The organism is Vibrio sp. 10N.222.46.A1 (genome assembly GCF_041473595.1).
GTDB classification, from domain to species: Bacteria; Pseudomonadota; Gammaproteobacteria; order Enterobacterales; family Vibrionaceae; genus Vibrio; species Vibrio tasmaniensis_A.
On sequence record NZ_JBFRSN010000395.1, the window covers coordinates 1 to 3539 of the forward strand.

Genomic DNA, 3539 nt, shown 5'->3' on the forward strand with positions numbered 1-3539 from the left:
CAGCCTCTTCCTACTATCGAAGAATAACAACTTCTCTCTAAAGAGATAACAGAAATTAGATGACTAAGACCTTTATTCATCGCCTATTACGGCCGCTAGCGGCCGTTTTTGTTGGCGCTATAACCACCCTTTCATTCGCTCCATACTCTATATGGCCTCTTGCTATTCTCAGCCCAGCTTTGTTGCTGTTACTGATCCACAACCGTTCTCCTAAAAGTGCGCTTTGGATTGGCTACGGATGGGGTTTAGGCCAATTCGCAACAGGTATCAGCTGGGTATACGTCAGCATCGATCATTTTGGCGGCATGCCACTGGCAGCCAACCTGTTTTTGATGGCTTTGCTCATTGGCTACCTAGCGGTTTATTCAGGCCTATTTACCTGGAGCTTAAACAAGTACTTCCCTGCTAATAACCTAAGCCGCTTTTTCCTCGCAGCTCCTGCATTGTGGTTAATCAGTGATTGGCTACGTGGCTGGGTAATGACGGGCTTTCCTTGGCTTTGGCTTGGCTACAGCCAAATCGATTCTCCACTAGGCTCGTTTGCACCGATTGGCGGTGTCGAGTTAATTACTCTGGCAGTCATTGTCTCTGCATCTGCACTCGCTTATATGGTTATCAATAAAGCATGGAGTGTTGGCATCATCCCTGCGATCGTATTCAGTGCAGGTTTTGGCATTCGAAATATCGATTGGGTGACACCGAACCCTGAAAAAACAACCTCAGTGGTATTGATTCAAGGCAATGTAGATCAAGACAGTAAATGGCTACCAAGCCACCGCTGGCCTACGATGATGAAGTACACAGATCTAAGTAGAGAAAACTGGGATGCCGATATCATCATTTGGCCTGAAGCCGCTATTCCAGCATTCGAAGTTGAAATTCCATCTTTCTTACGTAACTTAGATAGCGCAGCGAAGATGAACAACAGCTCAATCATCACTGGCGTACTCAATCAGTCTGAAGATAAGAAGTACTACAACAGCGTTCTTTCTCTAGGTGTCAATCCATACGGTGAATACAGCTACGATCCAGACGAACGCTACCATAAACATCACCTATTGCCATTTGGTGAGTTTGTGCCGTTTGAAAATATCTTGCGCCCATTGGCACCGTTCTTCAACTTGCCGATGTCATCATTTAGCCGTGGCGATTTTGTTCAACCAAACATCGTGGCAAATGGCCGTCACTTAGCACCTGCGTTGTGTTATGAGATCGTCTTTAATGATCAAGTTAGACAAAGCGTGACTGATGAGACGGACTTTATTTTAACGCTCTCTAACGATGCGTGGTTTGGTCGTTCGATTGGTCCACTGCAACATATGGAAATCGCACAGATGCGTGCTCTGGAGCTTGGTAAGCCAGTTATTCGCTCGACCAACAATGGTGTGACGGCAGTAACCGATTACAAAGGCAACATCATCAAGCAAATACCTCAGTTTGAAACGGCCGTATTAAAAGCTGAACTCATTTCAACGGATGGTCAAACGCCTTATCACACAGTTGGTACTTGGCCACTGTACATCTGGGCGATGCTCAGCTTGGCGATGGGTTGGCTAATAAGAAAGCCAAAGAGCTAGATTCGAAGAAAAGTGATTAGAGGGTTGACTGGTTGGGTCAACCCTTTTTGATTGCTGCGGTTTAACATTGATATCGCTATAGTTCAGAAGTTTACGGTTTAAGGGCTTTACGACTAAACCCTTTAGAACCACATTTAATGCATGGAATGATATTGGTTGGGTGGTTATATTCGGTTTGATGGCCACACTCGTCACATACCAAGGTGCCTAACCCAATGACTTCACCCGCTTGATATAAGCCCTGATGTTCAAGATCTTGGAACAACTCAACCCATTCCACCTTAGTACGATCAGTAATATCCAACAGCCCTTGCCAAATAGAGTCTGCAATCATTAAATAAAACGGACCACTTTTGCTCTCTTCATAGCTTTCGGAAAACTCTTTTAAATCCGATTTTACGTAAGCGGAAATCAACGACAGCTCGTCTTTGGTCATGTCGTTGGCTGCTTTCGCATACTTACCTGACGTTTCTATTTTGTTGTTAAGCTCTTCAGGACTATGCTTCAGCGTTTCTATCACCTCTTCGACGACTTCTTCATAGAGTGCTTTTTTCTTCGGCATAACAACCTCCTTAAGATAACCAACCTTGAAACGAGCAAACGGATGCGCCGCAATGCACTCCCGCTCACAAACAAATGCAATTCATACTCTTAAGTATAGTTGCCCTGCGAAATTCAGTGAAAATTACACAATCTACTAGGCAGCAACTGCAAGTATGAAGGGTATAACTATTGTTGTACTCAGCTCCTTTAGGTATTCTATGACGATCTGTAAGATTCTGTTCTAACCGAACTCACAAATTCCAAGATAACCGGATACCATCGATGCAAGAACAATATAACCCGCAAGAGATTGAACAAAAGGTTCAACAACACTGGGATAACAGCGAAACTTTCGTTGTAAGTGAAGACCCAAACAAAGAAAAATTCTACTGTCTTTCTATGTTCCCTTACCCAAGTGGCCGACTGCACATGGGTCACGTGCGTAACTACACCATCGGTGATGTGGTATCTCGTTTCCAACGTCTACAAGGCAAAAACGTAATGCAACCAATTGGTTGGGATGCATTCGGCCTACCTGCAGAAAACGCAGCTGTAAAAAACAACACAGCGCCTGCTCCGTGGACTTACGAAAACATCGAATACATGAAAAACCAGCTTAAACTTTTAGGCTTTGGTTACGACTGGAAACGTGAATTCGCAACGTGTACGCCTGAGTACTACCGTTGGGAGCAAGAGTTCTTCACTAAACTTTACGAACAAGGCCTAGTTTACAAGAAGACTTCTTCTGTTAACTGGTGTCCAAACGACCAAACTGTACTGGCAAACGAGCAAGTAGAAGACGGTTGCTGCTGGCGTTGTGATACTCCGGTAGAACAAAAGAAAATCCCACAGTGGTTCATTAAAATCACTGAGTACGCTCAAGAGCTACTAGACGATCTAGACAACCTTGAAGGTTGGCCTGAAATGGTTAAGACCATGCAGCGCAACTGGATCGGCCGCTCTGAAGGTGTTGAGCTATCTTTCGCTGTTAACGGTGAAGAAGCGCCATTAGAAGTGTACACAACACGTCCTGATACACTAATGGGTGTTTCTTATGTTGGTATCGCTGCAGGTCACCCACTTGCAGAGAAAGCATCAAAGAACAATCCTGAGCTTGCAGCATTCGTTGAAGAGTGTCGTAACACCAAAGTGGCTGAAGCAGAACTAGCAACGATGGAAAAGAAAGGTATGGATACTGGCCTAACGGCTATCCACCCTCTTAACGGTCGTGTTGTTCCTGTATACGTAGCAAACTTCGTTCTTATGGATTACGGCACAGGTGCGGTAATGGCGGTTCCTGCTCACGACCAACGTGACTACGAATTCGCAACTAAGTACGGCATCGATATCATCCCAGTGATCAAACCTGAAGATGGTTCTGATCTAGACGTGTCTGAAGCGGCTTACACTGAGAAAGGT

At 44.8% G+C, this 3539-nt stretch carries 3 protein-coding genes; 2 read left to right on the top strand and 1 reads right to left on the bottom strand.

Annotated elements, in window-relative coordinates:
* The first annotated feature begins 59 nt into the window (after positions 1–59).
* Positions 60–1577, top strand: coding sequence for an apolipoprotein N-acyltransferase (lnt, locus tag AB4496_RS12500; RefSeq protein ID WP_009848480.1), 1518 nt, complete (start codon positions 60–62; stop codon positions 1575–1577).
* A 91-nt stretch (positions 1578–1668) separates the two neighbouring features.
* Here the strand turns inward: lnt and AB4496_RS12505 are convergent, their stop codons facing one another.
* Positions 1669–2139, bottom strand: a complete 471-nt coding sequence (locus tag AB4496_RS12505; protein ID WP_009848479.1) for a zinc ribbon-containing protein — start codon at positions 2137–2139, stop codon at positions 1669–1671.
* A 263-nt stretch (positions 2140–2402) separates the two neighbouring features.
* On the opposite strand from AB4496_RS12505, the gene leuS reads away from it, so the two are divergent.
* On the top strand, positions 2403–3539 hold a 1137-nt coding region (leuS, locus tag AB4496_RS12510; RefSeq protein ID WP_372131063.1), incomplete at its 3' end, for a leucine--tRNA ligase.